Raw genomic sequence first — 20,897 nt, forward strand, 5'->3', positions numbered from 1 at the left:
TCCGTCACAGCTGCGGTGATCAAGAGGTTTGCGTCAGGATGTGGCGCGAATTTGACGCAAACCTCTTGATCACCGGGGAGGCGGGGAGGCGGGGAGGCGGGGAGGCGCTCAGTCTGCTGGGCGGCGCAGCACGGTGACCGCGAACGCGGCGTCGTCGCGCCACGGGCGCAGGTCCCAGGTGGCGAAGCGGTGCTCCACGCGCAGCCCGGCGGCCACCGCGTCGGCGTCGAACGCGGTCAGCGGGTAGCCGCGCTCGGTGCCGAAGCCCACCGCCAACACGCCGTCGGGTCGCAGGTGCGCGGCCACCCGGCGCAGCACCTGCGGTTCGGTGCCGACAGCGACGAAGGCGAGCACGTTGCCGGCCAGCACCGCCGCGTCGAACGGCTCCGCCTCACCCAGTGCCGACAGGTCCAGCTCGGCGAGGTCGGCGACCAGCCACGTCGGGCCGGGATAGTCGGCGCGGGCGGCGTCCACCAACGCGGGGTCGGCGTCCACCCCGACCACCGTGTGCCCCCGCTCGGCCAGCGCGGCGCCGACCCGGCCGGTGCCGCTGCCGGCGTCGAGAATCCGTGAGCCGGGCGCGACGAGGGCGTCCACCAGGCGGGCCTCGCCGGCCAGGTCCTCACCCTCGGCCGCGAGCTTGCGGAACCGGTCGATGTACCACTGTGAGTGCTCGGGACCGGTGTCGGTCGCCCAGCGGGTCGGGTTGGCCATGAGGCCACCGTATCCGGGCCGGTGGGGGCCGGGCGGACGACCCGGACGAGACGATCATCCCTTCTCCGCGCCGCTGGTCAGCCCTTCGGTGAGCAGTCGTTCGCTGGCGAAGAAGAGGATCACGATGGGCACTGTGAGCACCACCGACCCGGCCATCAGCACCGTCTTGGGCACCTCCACCCCGTCGGCGAGCAGGGACAGCCCCAGCGACACCGTCCACCGGTTGGGCTTGTCGACCAGGAACAGCAGCGCGAAGAGGAACTCGTTCCAGGCGATCATGAAGTCGTAGAGCGCCACCGCCATGATCGACGGCATCGCGAGGGGCAGGCTGACGCGCCGGATGATGCCGAGCCGACCGGCACCGTCGATGGCTGCGGACTCCTCCAGGCTGACCGGGATGGTCTCGAAGTAGTTCTTCAGCATGTAGACCGACACCGGCAACGTCTGCGAGATGTAGACCAGCACCAGACCGAACAGCGAGCCGCGCAGCCCGGCCCGGGTGAAGACCACGAACAGCGGGATCGCGATGACGATCGACGGGAACAGGTAGACCGCCAGGAACAGGAAGTCCACCTGCCGCCGGCCGAAGAACCGCAGCCGGGCCACCGCGTACGCGCCGGGGATCGCTACCAGCAGGGTGAGCACTGTCGCCGCGACGGCGACCAGCCCGCTGTTGCGGATGAAGGTGAGGAAACCCTGGCCGCCGTCGTCGGTGGCCTTCAACACCTCGGCGTACGTGGCCACTGTCAGCTCACCGAAGCCGACCACCAGCGCGCCGGGGTCGAGCAGCAGCCGCTCGATGGGGCGCACCGAGAGCAGCAGCATGTAGTAGAAGGGGAAGACGGTGATCACCAGGAACACGGCGATCACCAGGCGGCGCAGCCATCGCAGGCTCACCGTCTCGACCACGTCCCGGTCCATCAGCTCACCCTCCGTCCGAAGAAGCGCAGATAGATCAGCACGAACACGATGAGCACCACGGCCAGCACGACAGCCTGCGCGGCGGCGGCCCCGATGTCGGTACGGGCGGTGAGGAACTCGTACACCCGCACGCTGACCACCTCGGTGCCGGCCGCACCGCCGGTGAGCAGGTAGACGTCGTCGAACTTGTTGAACGTCATGATGAAGCGCAGCACGCCCAGCAGGGCGATCACCGGCAGCAGCTGCGGCAGCAGGATGTGCCGGAACCGCTGGGTGGGGGTGGCCCCGTCGACGCGGGCGGCCTCCTCCAACTCGCCGGGCACCGCCTGGAGCCGGGCCAGCAGGAACAGGAACGCGAACGGGAAGTAGCGCCACGCCTCGAAGATGATCACCGTGGCCAGCGCTGTCGACTCCTGGGTGAGGAACGGGACCGGGGCGTCCCAGCCGAGCAGGCGTTGCCCCCACGCGTTGACGACGCCGAGCTGTGGGTCGAGCATCACCTGCCAGACGAACGTCGCCGCGACGACCGGTGCCACGTACGGCAGCAGCATGGACGCCCGGACCAGGGTGCGGCCCCGGAACGGCCGGCGGACCACCAGGGCGGCCACCAGGCCGAGCACTATCGACCCGACGGTGCCACCGATGCTGTAGATCAGCGTGACCCACAGCGTCTCGGCGAAGCCGGGGGTGTGCAGCACCCGGTCGATGTTGTCCATGGTGAAGTCGCCGAACAGGCCGGTCTTGCGCAGCGTGGCGAGCCGGACCCGCTGGAAGGCGAGCACCACTGTCCACACGATCGGGATGCCGATCACCGCGATGGTGACGAGCAGTGTCGGCGCGACCAGCGCGAGGCCGGCCCGGGACTCGCGGCGGCGCAGGGTCAGGGGTCGGCGCCGGGGTGGCGCCAGCCGCTCCCGGGTGGGGGAGCGGCCGGGGCCGGGCGCGGTGGTGGTCAATTGACGCCCGCCTTGATGGCGTCGACGTCCTTCTTGGCGCGGTTGGCGGTGGCCGCCGCGTCGGCCTTGCCCGCGATGAGGTCGCTCAGCACCTTGGGCACCGGCAGCTCGCCGAGCATCGCGCCGACCAGCTTGCCCTGCCCCTGACTGAGTCCCCACCGTCCGAAGGTGTCCGGGCTGCGGCGCAACGTGGCAAGCACCTCGTCGCCGTACACGTCGGCGAGGGGCTTCTTCGCGTCCACGCCCGCCTGGCTGGTGCTCCAGGCGGTCAGGTACGCCTCCGGCTCGGCCGGGGTGCCCTTGCGGACCGGGAAACGGCCCTCGGGTGACATGCCGAACCAGCGCGGGTAGCCGTCACTGAGCATGTACTCCACGAAGGACTTCGCCGGATCGGTCACCGCGCCGTCCAGCACCGCCCAGGAGCTGATCTCGCCGTACTGGGCGGGTTCGGTGCCGTTCGGTCCCTTGATCGCGGTGACGAACCCGCTGTTCTTCGCCAGGAACCCCGGGTCGGCCTGGCACTGCGGGCAGGTCGGCTTGGCGTCGTTACGCAGCCCGGCCAGCTCGTCGAGGATGAACGGGGACCAGACGACCATGGCCGCCTTGCCGGCGAAGTAGGTGGCCCGGGTGGTGTCCACGTCCTGCGCGCCCTTCACCGAGCTGGTGCGGATCAGGTCGCCGTAGAAGCGGAACGCCTCGACGCACTGGGGTGAGTCCAGGGTGACCGCGCCGGAGTCGTCGGTGAGCTGGCAGCCGTTGGCCAGCGCCAGGTGCTCGAAGGTCTGCTGGGTGAACACGTCGCTGGGGGCGGTGGCCGCGGTGATCCCGGCGACGCCGCCGGTGTTCAGCCTCGCCGCGGCGGCGGTGATCCGCTCGTACGTGTCGGGGGCGGGCAGGCCGGCCGCGGCGAACAGGTCCTTGCGGTAGACCAGCAGTTGCCCCCACCCGTCGCTGGGCACGGAGAGTTGTCCGCCGTCGTCGGAGGTCAACTCCAGCGCGCGCGGGGAGAACGTCTGCTTGCCCAGCTTGTCGACGACCTCCGCGTTCGCCGATGCGTGCAGCAGCTCGTTGCCGGCGAGCGTACGGATGCCGGCGAGGGAGACCGACCCGACCACGTCGGGCAGGTCGCCGGCGGCGGCGTTTGCAGCGATCAACGAGGGGAACTGGTCCTCGTTGACGGTCACCAGGTCGACCTGGATCCCGGTCTTCGCGGTGAAGTCGGCGATGATCGCCTTGGTGGCGGTGACCCGGTCGGCCACGTCCTCCAGACTCCAGACGGTGATCTTCTTGCTGTTGCTGTCCGGTTCGTCGTCGCCGCAGGCCAGCAGGGTGGACGCGGTCAGTGCCAGGATCACTGTGGTGGCGAGTATCCGCCTCGGAGGTGCTGACATCGGTGGCACTCCTCTCGAAGGGTACATGACGGATCCAACACCTTCGATTGATCAATAGCAAGACATATGGCCATTTTTTGCTATCCTGGAGCCCAGTGCTACCGGGATGTGACACATGGGCAACTGGGTGGTCTCTCTCGCCGGGCCTCGACGCATCAGCCTCGAGCCCTGCCCGCCGGATCCGCTCGGCCCCGGCCAGGTCCGAGTCCGCACCTGCTACTCGGGCATCTCCGCCGGCACCGAGCTGACCCTCTACCGGGGCAGCAATCCCCGGCTCAGCAAGGACTGGGACGACGCCGCCCGGATGTTCGTCCCCCGACAGACCCCGGTGCCCTACCCGCTGATCGGTTTCGGCTACGAAGAGGTCGGCGAGGTGATCGAGGTCGCCCCGGAGGTCACCGACCGGCATCCGGGGCAGCTCGTCTGGGGCATCTGGGGGCACCGGGCCGAGGCGGTGCTCGCCGCCGACGCGGTCCGTGCGCTCCCCACCGGGCTGGATCCGCTCGCCGCGGTCTTCGCCCGCCCCGGCGCCATCGCGCTGACCGCCGTGCTCGCCGGTGACCTGCACCTCGGCGACTGGGTCGGCGTCTTCGGGCAGGGCGTCATCGGGCTGCTCGCCACCCGGCTCGCCGTGCTCTCCGGGGCCCGGGTGGTGGCCGTCGACCCGGTGCCCACCCGGCTGGAGCACGCCGCACGGTACGGCGCCTACTCCACAGTGGACGCAACGACCACATCCGCCGCCGCCGTGCTGCGCCAGGCTACCGACGGCCGGGGAGCCGACGTCTGCCTGGAGTTGTCCGGCGCGTACCCGGCGCTGCACGAGGCGATCCGCTCCACCACCCACGCCGGCCGGGTCGTGGCCGCCGGCTTCTACCAGGGCCAGGCCGACGCGCTCGGCCTCGGCGAGGAGTTCCACCACAACCGCATCCAGTTGGTCGCCGCCCAGGTCTCCGGGCCCACCCCCGCGCCGAGCATGGCCGGCCGGTGGAGCGGAGACCGGGTCGCGCAGACCTTCATGGACCTGGTGGCCGACCGCAGCGTCGACCCGCTGCCACTGGTCAGCCACATCGTCGACGCCAGCGCGGTCGCCGACGCCCTCGCGCTGCTCGACCGCGGCGCCGGTGACGTCCTCCAAGTCGTGCTGAGGTTCTAGATGACCACCATCGCGCTGGCCTGTCAGGAACAACTCCTGCCGGGCGCCAACCTGATCCAGAAGTTCGCCCTCGCGGCCGCCCTCGGCTACCAGGGCATCGAGCTACGCGGGCGCGGCGACCTCGCGTTCGCCCGCCGGCTGCCCGAGCTGCGCCGCGCCCGCGCCGCCGGGGTGGTGATGCCCACCGTCTGCGTCGAGATGGACCACTTCATCGGCGACTTCGACGCCGCCCGGTCCGCCGACGCCATCCGCAACCTGCGCTCCCAGCTCTCGGTGATCGCCGAGCTGGGCGGCGTCGGGGTGATGACCCCGGCCGCCTGGGGGATGTTCTCCCGGCGGTTGCCACCGTTCGAGCCGCCCCGCCCGCCGGACGGCGACCGGCAGGTGCTCCTCGACGCCCTCGGCGAGCTGGGCGAGCACGCCCGGGCCGAGGGGGTGACCCTCTTCCTGGAACCCCTCAACAGGTACGAGGACCACATGGTCAACCGGCTCGACGAGGCCGTGGCGCTCTGCGCCACCCTCGGGCTGCCGTCGGTCCGGGTGGTCGCCGACACCTTCCACATGAACATCGAGGAGGACGACGTGCACCGCGCACTGCGTGCCGCCGCGCCGTACCTCGGGCACGTGCAGGTCAGCGACTCCAACCGGTACCAGCCCGGCGCCGGGCACCTGGACTGGACGGCGCTGGTGCGTACCCTGCTGGAGCTGGACTACCGGGGGTGGCTGTCCCTGGAGTGCCGGCTGCGCGGCGACCCGGTCCGCGCCCTGCAACAGGCCGCCACCGTGCTGCGCCACGCGCTGCCCCGGCGGGCCGCCGCATGACCGCCGGTGCTGGGCAGACAGGTGTCGGCGCGCCCGCCGCCGAGTCGGCCCGCAACGGCGTGCCCGCCGACTCCCCAGCGACGCGCGCCGACGCCGCCCGCACCGGTGGCCCGGCCGACCCGAGCGGGCTGCGTCAGCTCGCGGTCGACACGCTCGACGCCAACTGGGAACACGACCACACGGTGCCGTCGCGCACCCTCTACCCGCACCAGTGGAGCTGGGACTCCGCCTTCATCGCGATCGGGCTGGCCCACGTCCGCCCCGAGCGCGCCTGGCGGGAGCTGGCGAGCCTGTTCCGGGCACAGTGGGCCGACGGCCGCGTGCCGCACATCGTGTTCAACCCGGCGCTGCGGGTCGGCGCGTACTTCCCCGGACCGGAGATGTGGCGCTCGGCCGACGTGCCCGGAGCACCGGCGGTGGCCACCTCCGGCCTGGTCCAACCCCCGGTGCACGCGCTCGCCGCGTTGCTGGCGTACCGGCGGGCACCCGACCCCGCCGGCCTGGCCGCGCTGCGCCGGCTCTATCCCGCGCTGGTCGCCCAGCAGCGCTACCTGGCCGACCGGCGGGACGTGGCCGGCGACGGGCTGGTCTGCGTCGTGCACCCGTGGGAGTCCGGGTTGGACAACAGCCCGGCCTGGGACGAGCCGATGGCGGCGGTGCCGGCCGAGGCGGCTGTCATGTCCGCGTACCGTCGGCACGACACCGCGCACGCCGACGCCGCGCACCGCCCCACGGACCTGGACTACGCGCGTTACCTGGCGATCGTCGCCGCCTACCGCGACCACCGTTACGCCGACCGCGACCTGGCCGCCGGTCACCCGTTCCTGGTGGAGTGCCCGCTGTTCAACGCGGCCTTCGGGGCCGCCGAACACGCCCTCGCCGAGGTCGCCGCGCTCGTCGGCGGCGACCCCGGGCCGCACCGGGACCGCGCGGCCCAGATCACCGAAGCCCTGGTACGCCGGCTGTACGACCCGGACACCGGCACGTTCCAACCCCGCGACCTGCGCACCGACCGGCTGGTGGGCGCCCGGACCGTGCTCGGGCTGGCACCGCTGATCCTGCCCGACCTGCCGACCCGGCAGGTCGACGCGCTGGTCGTCGAGGCCCGCTCGGCGCGTTTCGGGGTGGCCCGGCGGATGGACCGGCCGTTGCCCACCTACGACCGCACCGCGCCCGACTTCGAGCCGCTGCGCTACTGGCGCGGGCCGAGCTGGCTCAACATCGGCTGGCTGATCCGGCGGGGGCTGCTCACGCACGGACACCCGGAGTTGGCCGCCGGGCTGCGCCGCTCGATGGTCGGCCTGGTGGCCGGGGCCGGCTGCCACGAGTACTTCCACCCGGACACCGGCGCCGGGCTGGGCTCACCGGCGTTCAGCTGGACCGCCGCGCTGCTGCTCGACCTGCTGGCCGACTGAGCGCGGGATCCGGGTGGTAGCGTGCCCGATCCCACCGGCCGGAAGGAGCGTCGTGCGCGAGATCGACAAGGTGGCCTGGATCCTCATCGAGGACGGCAGGGTGCTGAGCACCAGGTCCCAGGGGAAGGACGTCTGGTACCTACCGGGTGGAAAACGCGAGCCCGGCGAGACCGACCTGGAGACCCTGCGCCGGGAGATCGACGAGGAGTTGAGCGTCGAGGTCGACGTGTCCGGCGCCGTGCGCCTGGGCACCTTCACCGCTCAGGCACACGGCCACGCGACCGGCACCACGGTGCGGATGACCTGCTACCGAGCCGGCTACCAGGGCCGGCTTCGGCCGGCGAGCGAGATCGCCGAGATGGCCTGGCTCGGGTACGCCGACCGGCACCGCACCTCGGCGGTCGACCAGATCATCTTTGACCACCTGCTGGCCGAGGGGCTGCTGACCTAGCGCCAGTTTGTCGCGCCCGGCCAGGGGTAACCGCCCGAGCGTGACCGACGGCGACGGGTTCCCGTACTTCATCGACGCGGTGTCCAACCGGTCCGGCCTGCCGGCCGAGCAGGCCGCGGTGCTCGCCCGGGTCGTACTCCAGACCATTGCCGAACGGGTGATCGGCAGCGCGCCCGGCGACCCGGTGGGGCACCTACCGGACGAGGTCGGCGGCTACCTGAGCGGCCCAGCCCCGGATGCGGCCGGGACCGGCGGACCGACCCCGGATCCGGTGGTGCCCGTCGGCTCGGACCCCGGCATGGACGCGATCCACACCGGCCTGGGTCTGGATGGCGGTGGCGCCACCGCCGTTCCGCCGCCGCCGGACGCCGGCCCCGCCGAGTTCCTGCGGCTGGTGGGAGAGCGCGCCGGGGTGGACCCGGCCACCGCCCGGGCCGGAACCGGGGCCGTCTTCGCCACCCTGCGGTCGGCGATGACGGTACGGGAGTTCCGGGAGATGGTGGCGCGACTGCCGCGCGACGGCGGCGGCAGCCCCAAGTTCCCGTAGTCCGGCCCGTACCCGCCCTGACCGGCCCCTGCGGCGAGGTCCGCTCGCGTCGCACGGGGTTGATGGGTCAGCGCCGCGTTCGGTACTTTCGCCTCTCATGCCGAGCAGTGCGGGGGCAACGCGATGGCAGAGCTGTCTGGTCCGAGCGGGCAGAGCACCACCGGGTGGCCGACCGATCACGACTGGTCCGCCCGCACCCACGACGACCAGATCCGCTGACGCCGTGTGGCGAATGGTCCGGTCGCAGCTGCGGAACACTCCCGGCCGATCGCTGGCGATGTTCGCCGCTGTCCTGATGGCGACCACCGGTTTCACGGTGCTGACCGGTGCCGCGAGCACCTCCCGGCTGGTCGCGAGCGGCTCCGTCGACGGGCAGTTCCGGCCGTCGTACGACATTCTGGTGCACCCTGCGGCACCGGTCACCGGCCTGCTGCATCAGGACCGACCCACCGCGGCCTACGGCGGCATCGCGCTGGAGCAGTGGCGGCAGATCGAACAGGTCCCCGGCGTCGAGGTGGCCGCACCGCTGGCGGTCCTCGGAATCGCCGACATCCAACCCGACCTGCGGGTGGACGTGACAGAGCAGGTCGACCGGGCGGCCGAGCGGCAGGTCATCGAGATCGCCCGCCGGATCAGCGGGGACCGCGGACTGAGCACGGTGACGGCCGCGCCGGCCTACATCTACGTGTCCCGGCGGCCCCTGGTGCCGCTGGCCGACCTGAACAGTCAGGCGTTCATCTACGCCGACGGCACCCGGGTTCGCCAGCCCACGTCCGCCGCCGAGTGCCCCGGCACCGGTGGCGGCGGCCCGCTGGAGGTGCAGCCGGACGGCCGGCGTCGGCAGGTGTGCGACATCGCGGCGGGCAGCTTCGACCCGGACGCCCGGCGCACCCAGGTCAGCACCATCGAGGCGTACCAGTTGCTCCCCGACGGCACCTTCCGGCGTGCCTCCGTGTTCACCTCCGGCCGACCGGCGTCAGTGGTGCCGGCGACCGCCCGGCTGGAGATCCAGCTGCCGTCGGTGGCACCGGCGGTGATCGCCGCGATCGATCCGGCGGCTGAGGCGCGCCTGGTCGGCCTCGATCAGGCGGTGCGTCAGGGCCGCTACCTGACCGGTGTCGACGCCGTCGCCTCGGCGGGCCGCGTCGCGGGGACTTCCGCCCTGCCGCCGAGCGGCCCGGCCGGCCGGACGCTGCCGGTGCTCGCCGCCGACACCCTCGCCGTGGACGAGCGGATGGACATCTCCGTGTCCCGGCTGACCGGCCGGGTCGCCGACCAGGTGCCCGGCACCGCGACGCAGGCGCTCTGGCCGCTGCTGAACGCCTCGGCAAAGGGGCCGTCGCAGCCGGCCCGGCACGACCTGGCGCGGCTCTACCGCGCCCGGCTCGATGCCGCAGTGGCCGAGCGCGCTCCACTCTCCGCCATGATGACCCTGCTCCGGCCTGGACCGCCGACCTACGCGCCGCAGCCGGACGGGAGCGACCAGCTGCTGCCCCGATCCGACGGGCCCGACGCGGCCGACCCGACGATCGACGACGCGTGGCGGGACTCGTGGCTCGCTACCGGCGGTGTCGCCACCGGGGATCCGGTGAGCCTGGTCGACCGGTCGGGGTGGTCGGTCGCCCCGGTGGGCAGTTTCACGCCCGACGCGCTCGAATCCGCCGCCGGCGCCGCGCAGCAGGCACTCGACCTCTACCGTCCGACCCCGCCGGTGGGTGCCGACGCGCGCTCGCGTGATCTGCTCGGCGACCGTCCACTGCTTGCCACAGACGACCCGCTCGGTTACCCGCGCCACCCGCCCAGCCTGGTGACCAGCCTGACCGCCGCCGGCGAGCTGTACGCGAGCGTCGCGCCGGCGTTGGCCGCCGCCCCGCTGAGTTCCGTGCGGATCCGGGTCGCCGGGATCGACCGGTTCGACGCGGTGGCCCGGGAGCGGGTCCGGATGGTGGCGGACGAGGTCGTACGGCAGACCGGCCTCACCGTCGAGGTGGTCCTGGGTGGATCGACGGTACGCAGTCCGGTGCTGCTACCCGCTGGCGAGTTCGGTCGCCCCGACCTGAACCTGGCGGAAGCGCGTACCCGCAAGGGTGTGGCGACCGAGATCGTCACCGCCGTCGATCGGAAGAACATCCTGCTGCTGGGGCTGCTGCTGGTGGTCTGCGTTCTGCTCGTCGGCAACGCGGTCTCCACGGCGGTTCGGGTCCGCAGACGCGAACTGGCCGTCCTGGCCTGCATCGGTTGGCCGGGCTGGCGGCTGAGCATGCTGATCCTCGCCGAGACCACGGCGCTCGGGCTGACGGCGGGCGTGCTCGGCGCCGGCCTGTCGGTGCTGCTCGGTCGGTTTGCCGGGGTGCAGGTCTCCGGTGCGGTGACACTGCTGTGCGTGCCGCTCGCGGTGCTGCTGACCGCGGCGGCCAGTGCCCTGCCCGCACTGCGGGCCGCCCGGACCCGGTCGGCGGAGGCGCTACACCCGAGCGTGACACCGGCCCGACGAGCCGCGGCGGGAAGCCTCGCCGGGCTCGCGGTGGCCAATCTCCGACGGGCACCCGCGCGTACGATCGCCGGCGCGACGAGCCTGGCGGCGGGCGTCGGCGCGGTGACGCTGATCCTGGCGGCGCTCTGGGCGTTCAACGACGGCATGGTGGGTTCGCTGCTCGGTGAGGCGGTCTCCGTGCAGGTGCGCGACGTGGATCTGGTGGCGGTCGGCGGGGTGCTGCTGTTCGGGGTGCTCGGCGTGGCCGACGTGCTGTACCTCAACGTGCGGGAACGCTCGGCGGAGTTCGCCACGCTCCAGGCCGTGGGCTGGCCCGACCTCACGCTCAACCGCCTCGTGGTCTACGAGGCGCTCGGCGTCGGCGCGCTCGGCTGCGTCCTCGGGGTCGCCGCCGGTCTCGGCTCGGTCGCCCTGCTGGTCGGCCGGGTGGACGGACGGCTGGCGTTGGTGGCGCTGGCCGTCACGGGGGCGGCGCTGTTGCTCACCGTGCTCACCGCGCTCGTGCCGGCGATCCTGATCCGACGGTTGCCGATCGCCGATCTCCTCGGCGAGCAGTGACGAGGACTCGGGCCACGGCTCGCCGCTCCGGGGTCACCGGTCGGCGGCGTCAGCCTCGGGCAGCTCCTCCGGCTCGCTGATCCATGCGGAGAAGACCGGCACCGCGTGCCACGGTCCGGTGCCACCGTCGCCCCGGGTGTCGGTGGCGACCGCCACGACGGCGTACGGGTGACCGAAGCGCAGCTCGGCGGTGCGGGCGACGCCCTCCGGCGGCAGACTGGTCAGCCCGAACATCCCGGTCACCGCCGCCGCCTCGAAGCCGTACCGGCCGAACCGGGCCATCGCCGTCTGTCGCGCCTCGACGTTCTCGATCGGCAGCGCCAACGTCTTCGCCACTGTTGCCGACGCGGCCGGGAAGCCGAGCGCCGGGGCGGTCAGGTCGTGCTCGCTGTGGGCCGACCAGCAGGGGAGTACGGCGTGGTGTCGCTCCTCGCGGCCGCCGGCGGCCCGGGTGCGTACCCGCTGCTCGGTGACCGTCCACAGGGGAGTATCGCCGAGCGGCAGGTCGAACAGGGATCGGCTGTCGGCCGGTTGCGCGCCGTCGGCCGCGCCGGCGCTGAGGTCGTACGCGACGGCCAGCACGTCGGCCGGCGGCACCTGCGGCGCGGCGGCCACCGAGACCACCACCAGCCCCGCGCCGTCGGTTGTCCGGGCCGGCGCGGCGTGCACGATCACGTCACCGGCCCGCGCGGTGGTGACGATGGCACACCGGTGGCCCTGGCTCGGGCTGCGCAGCGCCCGCCGCAGCTGGCCGGCCCACGGGCTGCCGGCGCCGAGTGCGCGGGCGTCGGCGACGTCGAACGGGGTGGCCCAGGACACCCGGGTGGCCAACGCGCTGGCCAGGGCCAGCACCACGTCCGGCCCGACCCGCAGGGGGAACGCCTCGATCAGGCCGAGGGTGTGCTCACGCGCCCAGGCGTCCAACCCGGCCTGGTCGGGCAGGACGCCGACGGCGGTGGTGGTGGGCAGCGCGGCCCGCCACGCGGCCGGCCCGTTGACCTGCCCCGGCCGGTGCCAGAGCGCGGTGGCGGCCCCGACCAGCGGGTGTGGCGCGTCCAGCAGGGTTCGGGCGACCTCGGCGGCGTCCGCCGGGTCGGTGCCCAGGGCGTGCGTCAGGTCCCTGGTGGCCGGGTCGGAGGTGCCCGCCGCGGCGGCGCAGACCGCGAGCAGTAGCCAGGCTCCGAGCGGGGACGCGACGTGATGCCGGTCGCCGATCGTCGCGTGCAGCCGTGCGGCGTACGCGGAGAGGGGCCCGTGCAGCGCTGTCGTCATGCCCCTACTCTGCCCGCCGGCCTGGCTCACGACCACAGCTCGAACGGCTCGTCGATCTCCGTGCCGGCGAGGAACGGGGTGATCAGCCGAGGGAGCTGCCCGGGGTAGAACCGTTCCCGGCTGGCCACCACCTCGGGCAACGGCCACCAGCGGAAGCCGAAGTAGTCCTCCCGCTCGTAGTCGAGCCGGTGCGTCTCGTCCACGTCCGGGCCGGGGCCGGCCAGTCGGACGGCGACGACAACCTCGTCCTGCAGGTGCCGTACCTGGCGGTGCAGGAAGCTGGCCCGGCGCCGCCAGGTCGGCGCGCCCACCTGGTCGGCGCTGACCACGATGCCGGTCTCCTCCCGCAGCTCCCGCACCGCCGTGTCGCGATGGGTCTCACCGGGATCCATGCCGCCGCCCGGCAGCTCCCACCAGGTGCCCAAACGGGGGTGGTCCGGGTCCCGGGTGTGGAACAGCAGGACCCGTTCGGTGCCGTCGGTGACCACCAGCCGCACCGCACGTCGCTCAAGGATCGGCAGGTCGCGGGGGAGCTCGTCCATCGGGCCAGTCTGTCGCACCCGCCCGTCACGGCGGCGGGTAGGCTGCCCGCCGTGGCTGGTCTGTTGAGGAATGTCGCGGCGCGTATCTCCCGGGTGGGTGCGGTGATCCCGTCGCCCCGGCGTACCGGGCCGGCGCCCGCGCAGGTGGCTCGCCGTCGTCAGGTGAGCGCGTTGCAGCGTCGGGAGCTGACCTACGCCCCGGAGCGCGACGGTCAGGCCGACCCGGGCGAGATCGTCTGGACGTGGGTGCCGTACGAGGACGACCCCCGGCAGGGCAAGGATCGGCCGGTGCTGGTCGTCGGGCGCCACAGCCGGACCCTGTTCGGGCTGATGCTGTCCAGCCAGAGCGAGCGCGACGGGCAGCGGCACTGGTTCGCGCTCGGGCCGGGGGAGTGGGACCGCGACAACCGGCCGAGCTGGGTCCGGCTGGACCGGGTGCTCACCATGCGCGAGGACAGCATCCGCCGGGAGGGCGCCGTGTTGGACCGGCCCCGGTTCGACCGGGTCGGGCAGGCGTTGCGCGCCGGCTACGGCTGGCGCTGACCGCGCCGGGTCCAGCCGGGGCGGATCGGTAGCGAGCCGCGCGCCGGGCTTCCCCAGCGGTGGGGCACCTGGCGGTGAGGTCTATTCGCGGCTCGGGCCGACCCCGGCACCCTTCGCGTCCGGCGGCGGGTAGGGCTGGTCGGCGAGGAGCCGGGCCAGGTGTGCGGTGTTGAGCGCCAGAGCCTTGGTGGTGCGGCCGGTGGTGTCGGGCTTGGGGCCGGCGTCGCGGTAGTCCACTGTGTGCAGCGCCTCGCCGACCCAGTAGGTCGCGGCGGCGGCGGCAATGGTGAACCCGACCTCGTTGAGTGCCTGCTGCACCTCGCCGATGGTGTGGTGGGCGCCGTCCTCGTTGCCGACCACGGCGACGCCGGCCACCTTGCCGTAGGTGCGGAGGCGGCCCTTGGCGTCGGTCTCGGAGAGTTCGGCGTCGAGGCGTTCGAGGACCATCTTGCAGACGCTGGAGGGCTGACCGAGCCAGATCGGCGTGGCGATGATCAGCACCTGGGCTGCCATCAGTTTGGCGCGGATGGCCGGCCAACCGTCGCCGTCGCCCTCGTCCGTGGACACCCCGAAACGCACATCGTGATCGACTACCCGGATCATTTCGCCCTCCACGCCCTGCGTGGCCAACTCGGCGAGCACTTCCCGACCGAGCTGCTCGGCGCTCGACGGCGCGGGCGACGGTTTGAGGGTGCAGTTGAGTACGAGGGCGCGGATGGTCGCCACGTCGGTTCCTCTCGGCGGTCGTAGCTGGTGCCGGTATCCCATACCCGGATAGGACGCCTCAGAACACCCCGGCGACCGGCAAAACCGCTGGGTCGGTGGCCGGAGCGCTGGCATGGTGTCCGCATGGAGCAGGACGACGCGCGGCAGGTGGCCGAACAGGTACGAACGGGCTTCGGCCTGCACCTGTCCACGATGGAGCGGGTCACCTCCGGCGCTGACCTGCATGCCCGACTGTGGCTGGCTCAGGCCGCCGACGGCTGTCGGTACGCGGTCAAGCTGAGCGGTGGCGGCACCCCGGCCGGCCTGGACGTGACGGCGTACCTGGCCGGACAGGGGGTGCCGGGCATCGCCGCGCCGCTGCGGTCCGTCGGCGGACGGCTGTCCATCGACCACGACGGCCGCCGCCTCTCGGTGGTGCCGTGGGTCTCCGACCAGCGGGCGCTCGACGGCCCGATGACCGACGCGCACTGGCGGGCGTACGGCGAGGTGCTGGCCGCCGTGCACGCGGTGCCGGTGACCGAGGAGCTCAGCCGGTTGCTGCCGACGGGCGGGGCGGCGTACCCCTCGATCGTGACCGCGACCCGGGCGGTGGCCGAGCGGCTGCGCGACCCGGACCCGGGGGATCTCGCGGACCCGCTGGTCGCGGACCTGGTGGTGGTGTGGTCAGCGGTGGCGGACCGGCTGCGGTTCCTGATCCGTGAGGTCGAGCGCCGCGCGGCCGAGCAGCGCGACCGGCCCGGCTCGCACGTCGTCTGCCACGGTGACCCGCACCTGGGCAACCTGCTGCTCGGCGCGGACGGGCAGGTCTGGCTGATCGACTGGGACGACGCGGTGCTCGCCCCGCCCGAGTGCGACCTGATGTTCGTGCTCGGCGGGGTGCTCGCCTTCGCGCCGATCACTCCCGACCAGCAGCGGGCCGTGCTCGCCGGCTACGGCACGACCGAGGTCGACAGGGCGCGCCTGGCCTGGTTCCTCGCGGTCCGCGCGCTCGACGACCTCAGCGACTGGACCCGGCAGGCGTTGGACCTCGACGCCGAGGCGGCCGACCGGAGCCGCGCGGCGCGGATCGTGCGTGGGCTGGTGTCACCGGTGGGCCTGGTCAGCCTCGCCGACACGGCGTTGCGCGACCTTGACCGACAGCGCTGAGCGCCGGGCAGGTCGACTACGGCGGGCACGTCGGCTACGCGGGCAAAAAGGAAGGCAAAGAGCGAACACGCTCCCTGCCACCTCCAACGTATATCGCACCCCTGGCCTTGCGGCAAGACCCGGGTGGTGCAGCAGAATCTCCAGCCGACGCCCAAATCTGGGAAAATCGGGGGATTCCATGATCGATGTGATCATTGCTGGCGGTGGGCCGACCGGCTTGATGCTGTCCAGCGAGTTGCGACTGCACGGGTTGCACGTGCTGGTGCTGGAGAAGGAGATTGAGCCAACGAGCCACGTGCGCGCGCTCGGCCTGCACGCACGCAGCATCGAGGTGCTGGACCAGCGAGGTTTGCTGGAGCGGTTCCTCGCGGTCGGGCAGCAGCACCCGGTCGGGGGCTTCTTCGCCGCGATCTCCAAGCCGTCGCCGGGCGGGCTGGACACCGCGCACGGGTACGTCCTCGGCATCCCGCAGACCGTCACCGATCGCCTGCTGAGCGAGCACGCCAGCGAGGTCGGCGCCGAGATCCGGCGCGGCAGCGAACTGGTCGGGCTGAGCCAGGACGACAGCGGGGTGACGGTGCGGCTGGCCGATGGCACCCAGCTGCGTGCCCGCTACCTCGTCGGCTGCGACGGCGGTCGCAGCACCGTACGCGAGCTGCTCGGTGTCGGCTTTCCCGGCGAGCCCAGCAGCGTCGAGACCCTGCTCGGTGAGATGGAGGTGGGGGTGCCGCCGGAGGCGGTGGCCGAGGTGGTGGCCGAGGTCCGCAGGACCCACCTCCGATTCGGTCTCGGGCCCCTCGGGGACGGGGTGTACCGCGTCGTCGTCCCGGCCGAGGGGGTGGTCGAGGACCGCACGGTGCCGCCGACCATCGAGGACTTCAAACGCCAACTGCTGGTGTACGCGGGCACCGACTTCGGCGTGCACTCACCGCGCTGGCTCTCCCGCTTCGGTGACGCCACCCGGCTGGCCGAGCGGTACCGGGTCGGCCGGGTGCTGCTGGCCGGCGACGCGGCGCACATCCACCCGCCGACCGGTGGGCAGGGGCTCAACCTCGGCATCCAGGACGCGTTCAACCTCGGTTGGAAGCTGGCCGCCGAGATCGCCGGCTGGGCGCCGCAGGGGCTGCTGGACAGCTACCACAGCGAACGTCATCCGGTGGCCGAGGACGTCCTGACCAACACCCGGGCGCAGATGCTGCTGCTCTCACCGGAGCCGGGGCCCCGCTCGGTGCGCCGACTGTTGTCCGAGCTGATGGACTTCGACGACGTCAACCGGTACCTGATTGAGAAGGTCACCGCGATCGGGGTCCGCTACGACTTCGGCGAGGGCCACGACATGCTCGGTCGTCACCTGCGTGACGTACGGCTGAAGCGCGGGCGTCTCTACGAGCTGATGCACCGGGGCCGCGGCCTGCTGCTCGACCAGACCGGTCAGCTCTCGGTCGCCGGTTGGGCGGAGCGGGTCGACCATGTCGTCGATGTCAGCGAGGAGTTGGACGTGCCCGCGGTGCTGCTACGGCCGGACGGCCACGTGGCGTGGGCTGGCGACGATCAGAGCGACCTGCTTGGCCAGCTGTCCAGGTGGTTCGGCGCGCCGGTCGCCTGAACGGTCAGCGCTCGGTGAGGAACGCGCTGTCGACCAGTTGGCGGGGCGACCGGGCGCCCCCGAGGCTCTTGGCCTGGTACATGGCCGCGTCGGCGCGGCTGAGCGCGTCGGTGAGCTGGGCCGGGCCGGTCACCGGGGCCAGCCCGACGGAGGCGGTGACCCGGACGCTGCACCCGCTCAGCCGGATCGGCGCGGCGACGGTCTCGCTGAGCCGGCGGGTCGAGTGCTCGATCCAGCGGCGGTCGACGGTGGGGCTGGAGAGCAGACCGGCGAACTCGTCGCCGCCGAGGCGGGCCACGAGGTTGTCCCCGGCGAAGCCGGCGAGCCGCTCGGCCACACTGATCAGCACCTGGTCGCCGGCGGCGTGCCCGTACCGGTCGTTGATCTGCTTGAAGTCGTCCAGGTCGAGCACCACGGCGATCAGCGGCTGGCCGGCGGCGTCGGTGAGCAGGGCGGCCGCCAGGCGGTAGAAGGCGCGTCGGTTGGGCAGCCCGGTGAGCGGGTCGTGGCTGGCGGCGTGCCGCTCGGCGGCCAACTCGGCCTGGAGGTGGCTGATCTCGGCCTCGGCGCGCACCGCCCGGCGGCGTAGTTGCCAGGAGGAGAGCAGCGCGCCGGCCGCGCAGACGCCGGAGGCGACACTCATCGGATCCGGCACGAACCCTCCCATCGCCGCGACCGCCTCCAGCCTTCGGTTGACGCGGCGCGCCGCGTCGGGCCCAGTTTTGCCTGATCGTTGCCCGTGTGGGGGTAACACAAAGTGAACGGATGGGCACCGATCATGTGCGTTATCATGCTCGCCGTCGGATGCAGATGCAATAGCAGATGCACGTGCAGAACCGTCCAATGTCGATACCGCACCCCCTCGCCGTTACCGCTCCTCCCACGGCCACCGGCGGGCTCGTAACAGAAAGACGCCTCCATGCATCAGCCACCCAATGGCGTACCGATCCCTCAGTTGCCCCCGCTGAGCTGGCAGAAGAGCCGCCGCAGCAATCCCAGCGGCAACTGCGTCGAACTCGCCGAGCTGCCCGGGGGAGCGGGCATAGCGGTCCGCAACTCACGACACCCGGAGGGGCCGGCCCTGATCTACACCGTGGACGAGATCGCCGCCTTCGTTCTCGGCGCGCGGGACGGTGACTTCGACCACCTGATCAACTGACCGTCGGTTGTCCCGGCGACGGGACTTATTCACCGACGTGGAGGAGTTCACCTCACTGTCGGTCCATGGCATGCTTACACGTCGGCCGGGCCGGGGCGCCCGGCCGCCGTGGGTCGGTGTCCGGAGGTCCGCACGTGACGATGGTTCCCGCCGAGGGTGGCCCGACAACCGGGCCGACCGTGCTGCGCATGCTGCTCGGCGCCCAACTGCGCCGCCTCCGGGAGTCCAGCGGGGTGACCCGGGAGGGCGCCGGTTGGGAGATCCGCTCCTCCGAATCCAAGATCAGCCGGATGGAGCTGGGCCGGGTCGGCTTCAAGGAGCGCGACGTCGCCGACCTGTTGACGCTCTACGGCGTCACCGACGAGCACGAGCGCGACGCCCTGCTTAAGCTCGCGCGGGACGCGAACAGCCCCGGCTGGTGGCACCGCTACGGCGACGTGTTGCCGTCCTGGTTCCAGTCGTACCTGGGCCTGGAGGCCGCCGCCGCGCTGATCCGTAGCTACGAGGTGCAGTTCGTGCCCGGCCTGTTGCAGACCCCGGAGTACGCCCGGGCGGTGGTGCTGCTGGGGCACGGGACGGCCGGTCCCGGCGAGATCGACAGGCGCGTCGCGTTGCGGATGCAGCGTCAGCAGCTGCTGCACCGGGAGAATCCGCCGCAGCTCTGGGCCGTGGTGGACGAGGCCGCGCTGCGCCGGCCCATCGGCGGCACCGAGGTCATGCGCGGTCAGCTCACCGCGCTCATCGAGGCGACCAAGTCGCCCCACATCCGACTCCAGGTGATCCCGTTCGCCGCCGGCGGTCACGCCGCCGCCGGGGGCGCCTTCACCATCCTGCGCTTCGGCGACCAGGAGCTGCCCGACATCGTCTACATCGAACAGCTCACCAGCGCCATCTACCTCGACAAGCGCGACGACCTGGATTACTACGCGGTGGCGATGGAACGGCTCTGTGTCGAGGCCGAGCCGCCGGAGCGTACGGCGGAGATCCTCGACCGGCTGCTGGACGACACGTACCCCGTCTGATCCTCCGCCGCGCCGGCCCCGCGGGCGGGGTCCCTCAGTTCACGTATTGACCGACGCCGACCGGTCGGGCTAGTCTCTGTATCGATACAGACTGGATCGATACAGAGAGGTGCCGGTGAAGCCAACACTGCAAGCCGTGGCCGACGCCGTCGGCGTCTCCCGCAGCACCGTGTCCAACGCCTACAGCCGCCCCGACCAGCTCTCCGCCGCCCTGCGCGAGCGGATCCTGGACGCCGCCCGGCAACTCGGCTACCCCGGCCCCAACCCCACCGCGCGCTCCCTGCGTCGAGGCTTCGTCGGGTCGATCGGGGTGCTGTTCACCTCGCAACTGTCGTACGCCTTCACCGACCCGTTCGCGGTCCGCTTCCTCGCCGGTGTCGGCGCGGCGGCCGAGCGGCACGGCACGAGCATGCTGCTGGTGCCGCTGCCGCCGGCGGTGACCGACGCCCGGCGGGCGGTGGAGAACGCCGCCGTCGACGGGTTCTGCGTCTACTGCGTCGCCGACGAGGAATGGGCGTTGGACGTCATCCGTCACCGCGGGCTGCCGTACGTCAGCACGGCGCCCCGCGACAACGCCGGCGCCGACGAACGGTACGTCGGCATCGACGAGCGGGCCGCCGCGCGCAGTGCCGCCGCGCACGTCGCCGGGCTCGGGCACCGTCGGGTGGCGTTGCTCGCCGACTCCGTGCTGCCCGACGCGCCGGCCGGCCCGCTCACCGTGGCCGGGGTCGACCAGGTGCCGCATCCGACCACCCGGGGCCGGCTCGCCGGGTTCGCCGACGCCTTCGCCGAGGTCGGCGTCGGCTGGGCGGAGTTGACAGTCGTCAACGCGCCCGGCAACAGCCGCAAAGCGGCGGCGGCGGCCATCGCCGAACTCTTCGACCAACCCGCACCGCCGACCGCCGTGCTGGCCGGCTCCGACGTCCTCGCGCTCGGTGTGCTGGACGCCCTGGCCGCGCGGCCGGCCCATGATCGTCCAACCGTCTCGGTGACCGGCTTCGACGACGTCCCCGAGGCCGCCGCGGCCGGTCTCACCACCGTCCGGCAACCGGCCGAGGAGAAGGGCCGGATCGCCGCCGAACTCCTGCTCGACCCGCCCGCGGACCCCGCGGCCGGTCACGTGTTGCTGCCCACCGCACTCGTCGTCCGGGACTCCACCGGACCTGTCCCGAGGAGTTGACCATGGAACTGCCCACCGGATACGTCACCGCGCTCGACGCCATGAACCGGCACGTCAACTCGGCCCGACCGGACGCCCCGGTCCAGGTCGAACACCCCCGCCGGGCCCTGCTCGCGCCGACCCGGGTGGCCACCGCCCTCGCCCTGCGCCGGCTCGCCGACCGCATCCAACCGCGACCGCTGCCCGGCACCCCGCGCTGCTCCTGACCCAAACCAATCCCATTCCGGTACGCACGGGACGATCAGTACGGGTTCGGGCACGCAGAGTGGTCGACAGCGG

Annotated in this window: 21 protein-coding genes; 13 read left to right on the forward strand and 8 right to left on the reverse strand. The window is 72.6% G+C overall.

Annotated elements, in window-relative coordinates; all coding sequences use genetic code 11:
• Positions 1-108: 108 nt before the first annotated feature.
• The 4 genes from IF22_RS0125860 to IF22_RS0125875 are packed head-to-tail and all read right to left on the reverse strand — an operon-like array spanning position 109 to position 3,982.
• The gene (locus tag IF22_RS0125860) at positions 109-714 is read right to left on the reverse strand and encodes a class I SAM-dependent methyltransferase (RefSeq protein WP_030336364.1); all 606 of its coding nucleotides are present in this window, start codon (positions 712-714) and stop codon (positions 109-111) included.
• Positions 715-768: 54 nt separating this feature from the next.
• The gene (locus tag IF22_RS0125865; RefSeq protein ID WP_030336367.1) at positions 769-1,635 is read right to left on the reverse strand and encodes a carbohydrate ABC transporter permease; all 867 of its coding nucleotides are present in this window, start codon (positions 1,633-1,635) and stop codon (positions 769-771) included.
• Complete coding sequence (locus tag IF22_RS0125870; protein WP_030336370.1) at positions 1,635-2,591, reverse strand: carbohydrate ABC transporter permease; 957 nt, start codon at positions 2,589-2,591, stop codon at positions 1,635-1,637. Before IF22_RS0125870 ends, IF22_RS0125865 begins: the two co-directional genes overlap by 1 nt.
• Positions 2,588-3,982, reverse strand: coding sequence for an ABC transporter substrate-binding protein (locus tag IF22_RS0125875; RefSeq protein ID WP_030336372.1), 1,395 nt, complete (start codon positions 3,980-3,982; stop codon positions 2,588-2,590). The genes IF22_RS0125870 and IF22_RS0125875 overlap by 4 nt, the downstream gene beginning before the upstream one ends.
• A 115-nt stretch (positions 3,983-4,097) precedes the next feature.
• Here IF22_RS0125875 and IF22_RS0125880 point away from each other — a divergent pair, with 115 nt between their 5' ends.
• The 6 genes from IF22_RS0125880 to IF22_RS0125910 all read left to right on the forward strand — a co-directional run bounded on the left by IF22_RS0125880 (position 4,098) and on the right by IF22_RS0125910 (position 11,422).
• Positions 4,098-5,135, forward strand: coding sequence for a zinc-dependent alcohol dehydrogenase (locus tag IF22_RS0125880; RefSeq protein WP_030336374.1), 1,038 nt, complete (start codon positions 4,098-4,100; stop codon positions 5,133-5,135).
• Positions 5,136-5,957 (forward strand): sugar phosphate isomerase/epimerase family protein, encoded by an 822-nt coding sequence (locus tag IF22_RS0125885; RefSeq protein ID WP_030336376.1) that lies wholly within the window; start codon positions 5,136-5,138, stop codon positions 5,955-5,957.
• The gene (locus IF22_RS0125890; RefSeq protein WP_245233738.1) at positions 5,954-7,372 is read left to right on the forward strand and encodes an MGH1-like glycoside hydrolase domain-containing protein; all 1,419 of its coding nucleotides are present in this window, start codon (positions 5,954-5,956) and stop codon (positions 7,370-7,372) included. Before IF22_RS0125885 ends, IF22_RS0125890 begins: the two co-directional genes overlap by 4 nt.
• A 52-nt stretch (positions 7,373-7,424) precedes the next feature.
• Positions 7,425-7,823, forward strand: coding sequence for an NUDIX hydrolase (locus IF22_RS0125895; RefSeq protein ID WP_030336378.1), 399 nt, complete (start codon positions 7,425-7,427; stop codon positions 7,821-7,823).
• 40 nt (positions 7,824-7,863) lie between these two features.
• Complete coding sequence (locus tag IF22_RS0125900) at positions 7,864-8,370, forward strand: DUF2267 domain-containing protein (RefSeq protein WP_030336381.1); 507 nt, start codon at positions 7,864-7,866, stop codon at positions 8,368-8,370.
• 277 nt (positions 8,371-8,647) lie between these two features.
• Positions 8,648-11,422, forward strand: coding sequence for an ABC transporter permease (locus IF22_RS0125910; RefSeq protein ID WP_156057888.1), 2,775 nt, complete (start codon positions 8,648-8,650; stop codon positions 11,420-11,422).
• A gap of 33 nt (positions 11,423-11,455) precedes the next feature.
• On the opposite strand, the gene IF22_RS0125915 is transcribed toward IF22_RS0125910, so the two are convergent.
• On the reverse strand, positions 11,456-12,694 hold the full coding sequence (locus IF22_RS0125915; RefSeq protein ID WP_030336383.1) for a serine/threonine-protein kinase: 1,239 nt from the start codon (positions 12,692-12,694) through the stop codon (positions 11,456-11,458).
• A 26-nt stretch (positions 12,695-12,720) separates the two neighbouring features.
• Complete coding sequence (locus IF22_RS0125920) at positions 12,721-13,236, reverse strand: NUDIX hydrolase (RefSeq protein WP_030336384.1); 516 nt, start codon at positions 13,234-13,236, stop codon at positions 12,721-12,723.
• A gap of 51 nt (positions 13,237-13,287) precedes the next feature.
• Between IF22_RS0125920 and IF22_RS0125925 the strand changes: the two genes are divergently transcribed.
• Positions 13,288-13,779: a type II toxin-antitoxin system PemK/MazF family toxin gene (locus IF22_RS0125925; protein ID WP_030336385.1), complete on the forward strand. Its 492-nt coding sequence runs from the start codon at positions 13,288-13,290 to the stop codon at positions 13,777-13,779.
• Between the two features lie 81 nt (positions 13,780-13,860).
• Here the strand turns inward: IF22_RS0125925 and IF22_RS0125930 are convergent, their stop codons facing one another.
• Positions 13,861-14,505, reverse strand: coding sequence for a flavodoxin family protein (locus tag IF22_RS0125930; protein WP_156057891.1), 645 nt, complete (start codon positions 14,503-14,505; stop codon positions 13,861-13,863).
• A 123-nt stretch (positions 14,506-14,628) separates the two neighbouring features.
• Here IF22_RS0125930 and IF22_RS0125935 point away from each other — a divergent pair, with 123 nt between their 5' ends.
• Together IF22_RS0125935 and rox are read left to right on the forward strand one after the other, a co-directional pair.
• Positions 14,629-15,651 (forward strand): phosphotransferase enzyme family protein, encoded by a 1,023-nt coding sequence (locus IF22_RS0125935; RefSeq protein WP_051708791.1) that lies wholly within the window; start codon positions 14,629-14,631, stop codon positions 15,649-15,651.
• 178 nt (positions 15,652-15,829) lie between these two features.
• Positions 15,830-17,257, forward strand: a complete 1,428-nt coding sequence (rox, locus tag IF22_RS0125940) for a rifampin monooxygenase (RefSeq protein WP_030336393.1) — start codon at positions 15,830-15,832, stop codon at positions 17,255-17,257.
• Between the two features lie 4 nt (positions 17,258-17,261).
• On the opposite strand, the gene IF22_RS0125945 is transcribed toward rox, so the two are convergent.
• Positions 17,262-17,912: a GGDEF domain-containing protein gene (locus IF22_RS0125945; RefSeq protein WP_030336395.1), complete on the reverse strand. Its 651-nt coding sequence runs from the start codon at positions 17,910-17,912 to the stop codon at positions 17,262-17,264.
• Between the two features lie 264 nt (positions 17,913-18,176).
• On the opposite strand from IF22_RS0125945, the gene IF22_RS0125950 reads away from it, so the two are divergent.
• From IF22_RS0125950 to IF22_RS0125965, 4 genes are all read left to right on the forward strand, one after another.
• The gene (locus IF22_RS0125950; RefSeq protein WP_030336398.1) at positions 18,177-18,416 is read left to right on the forward strand and encodes a DUF397 domain-containing protein; all 240 of its coding nucleotides are present in this window, start codon (positions 18,177-18,179) and stop codon (positions 18,414-18,416) included.
• A gap of 134 nt (positions 18,417-18,550) precedes the next feature.
• The gene (locus tag IF22_RS0125955; protein ID WP_156057894.1) at positions 18,551-19,438 is read left to right on the forward strand and encodes a helix-turn-helix domain-containing protein; all 888 of its coding nucleotides are present in this window, start codon (positions 18,551-18,553) and stop codon (positions 19,436-19,438) included.
• Positions 19,439-19,574: 136 nt separating this feature from the next.
• On the forward strand, positions 19,575-20,618 hold the full coding sequence (locus IF22_RS0125960; RefSeq protein WP_245233739.1) for a LacI family DNA-binding transcriptional regulator: 1,044 nt from the start codon (positions 19,575-19,577) through the stop codon (positions 20,616-20,618).
• A gap of 2 nt (positions 20,619-20,620) precedes the next feature.
• Complete coding sequence (locus IF22_RS0125965; RefSeq protein WP_030336406.1) at positions 20,621-20,824, forward strand: hypothetical protein; 204 nt, start codon at positions 20,621-20,623, stop codon at positions 20,822-20,824.
• Positions 20,825-20,897: the final 73 nt, after the last annotated feature.

It is taken from the genome of Micromonospora parva (assembly GCF_000718515.1).
Taxonomy (GTDB): domain Bacteria; phylum Actinomycetota; class Actinomycetes; order Mycobacteriales; family Micromonosporaceae; genus Micromonospora; species Micromonospora parva.